General features: G+C 43.9%; 3 protein-coding genes. All 3 read left to right on the forward strand.

The genetic code is table 11. The features are described from left to right. The coding region (locus JGK20_RS34225; RefSeq protein ID WP_293233835.1) for an HlyD family secretion protein at window positions 1–724 on the forward strand (724 nt) is incomplete at its 5' end. 487 nt (window positions 725–1,211) lie between these two features. After that, window positions 1,212–1,844 (forward strand): type II toxin-antitoxin system antitoxin SocA domain-containing protein, encoded by a 633-nt coding sequence (locus JGK20_RS34230; protein ID WP_293233837.1) that lies wholly within the window; start codon window positions 1,212–1,214, stop codon window positions 1,842–1,844. A gap of 71 nt (window positions 1,845–1,915) precedes the next feature. Beyond that, window positions 1,916–2,308: hypothetical protein (locus tag JGK20_RS34235; RefSeq protein WP_293233839.1), on the forward strand; the 393-nt coding region annotated here is incomplete at its 3' end.

The raw sequence follows: 2,308 nt of genomic DNA on the forward strand, positions 1-2,308 counted from the left end.
TAGAGCCAGGTTAGCCCAAGCCAAGGAAGGCGTAACCGCAGCGATCGCAGCAGTAGCGCAAGCTCAAGAAGGAGTAAAGCAAGCTGAAGCTCAAGTCGCCCAAGCCAAAGTCGGCGTCGCCAGCGCCCAAGCTAAAGTCGCTGTAGCCCAGGAAGGTATCAGCACCGCTGAAGCCAAACTTGCTGCATCGAAGGGCGGATTGCAACAGGCTCAAGCTACGGGCGAGCAAACTAAAGTCAGTCGATCGCAGTATGATGCTGCTAAGGCTGCGATCGCCCAATCGGAAGCTGCGGTTAAAGACGCTCAACTGCAACTTTCCTACACGAATATCACCGCACCCGCCGCCGGACAAATCGGGCGCAAATCGGTTGAAGTGGGGCAGCGGGTGCAGTCGGGAACTCCGTTAATGGCGATCGTCAGTAACGATTTGTGGGTAATTGCTAACTTCAAAGAAACGCAATTAGCAAACATGAAACCAGGCCAAAAAGTAGAAATCAAATTAGATGCTTTTGGTAGCCGCAAATTTGAAGGCCGTCTTGATAGTTTCTCCCCTGCTTCTGGCGCTCAATTCTCCCTATTGCCTCCCGACAATGCAACGGGAAACTTTACCAAAGTAGTGCAGCGGATACCAGTGAAAGTTGTGTTTGATGCCGAAAGCATTAAAGGTTATGAATCGCGAATTGCACCGGGGATGTCTGCTACTGTAAATGTTGAACTGAAATAAAGTCAGGATTTACGCAGGAAATCATGTAACCTCTGCACTGCCATTCCCGTCAAGATGAATGTCGAGCCTGGTATAGAAGTCCCTCTCTCCGATTAAAACCTCATAGTTTGTGGGTGTGTATTGCCAGCCAGCGATTGGTGCGATGGCTTACCAGAAAGAATTGGTTTAAAGCCTCTCTTTTTTAGGGAGAAATTAAAATCAGACGATTCATTACTCCAATCCTCCTGTCAACTGTCAACTGTCAACTGAATGAAGCCCCACTTCGCGACGACTCACTTTACCTCATCGTACTGGTACCCAATCAGTAATCTGTCGGCTGGCTACACGCGCTTTTTCAGAAAATGGGAGACGAAGGGCGATCGGGCTTTGACTATCAGACCTGACTCTATTTCTATTTTTTCAGCATAAATCATACTATAATTTTAATTACGAGTATTGTAGAACAGTTTGCTATAATTATTTTAGTCAACGCTAAGAAATCCTAGCCATGACCCAAGCTCCTTCAATCAAAACTGAATATCAAGTAACTGTAAATTATCCAGTCTGGCAAAGAGTTGAGAAAATTGCTGAACAATTCAATTTGTCTGTTTCTGAACTATTGGAACATCTAGCTAAAGGTGAACTGAAAGTTGTTGCTGTTTCAACTAATTCGGAAACACTGAGCGATCGCGAGATTGCCAATTATTTCATTTGGTTAGCCTCGCAATTCGATGTAGAAATAAATGCTTACAAGCTACAAAAACTCGTGTATTACGCTCAAGCTTGGCATTTAGCAATTTATGGCACGCCACTCTTTAATGCGGATTTTCAAGCGTGGGTTCACGGCCCGGTGATTCCTGATTTACTAGAGAAGTATCAAAGCCAATTTAGCTGGGAACCAATTGTAGAAAGAATCGAGCGCCCGAAACTTTCTGAAGAAATCGGGGAATTTCTGGAAGAAGTTGCAGATGCCTATTTGGAGTATGATGATGAAACTTTGGAACGAATGATTTGCGGTGAAATGCCTTGGCTAGAAGCGAGAGGGGATTTACCTAGAGACGAATCTTGTCATGGGATTATTTCTCAAGAATCGATGAAACAATATTATTCGGGCCGTGTCAAAGAAGAAACCTCAGTCTAAAATTGTCCCTTCTAAAGGGAAACCGCACGCATAAATATGATACAATACAAACTACGCTCTTTGTAAAAGCCATGTCTCAAGCAACATTAACTGATGTTTCCTTAGATCCAATATTAGAGCGCTTGACGCAACTTGCCCAACTAGAACCTGACTGGGATTCTTATGGTGCATTGCCAGTTTCGCCCGTTGCTTTTGTAAAAGCCTGTCAGTTGCTTATTCATATCAAATACTCTCTTTCGCCTTTAGTTGGCGATCTAATTTTACCCTATGATGCAGCACCAATTGCTAATGGTAGCCTACAACTGGAATGGCGAACCCCACACGACAATCTAGAAGTGGAAATTAAACCTGATATGAGTTTCAGCTATCTACTAATTAAGGGAGAAGGAAACGAGAGAAAATTTGAGGAAAAAAACCAGGTGTCATTATCTGAAGTCCTGAATGTGGTGTCTCAGCTATTGATT

The sequence above is a fragment of the Microcoleus sp. PH2017_05_CCC_O_A genome (assembly GCF_020738785.1).
GTDB lineage: Bacteria > Cyanobacteriota > Cyanobacteriia > Cyanobacteriales > Microcoleaceae > Microcoleus.

What these genes read in the sequence shown, in the direction of transcription:
- JGK20_RS34230 (WP_293233837.1), top strand. Translation starts at nt 1,212, where the DNA reads ATGACCCAAGCTCCTTCAATCAAAACTGAATATCAAGTAACTGTAAAT.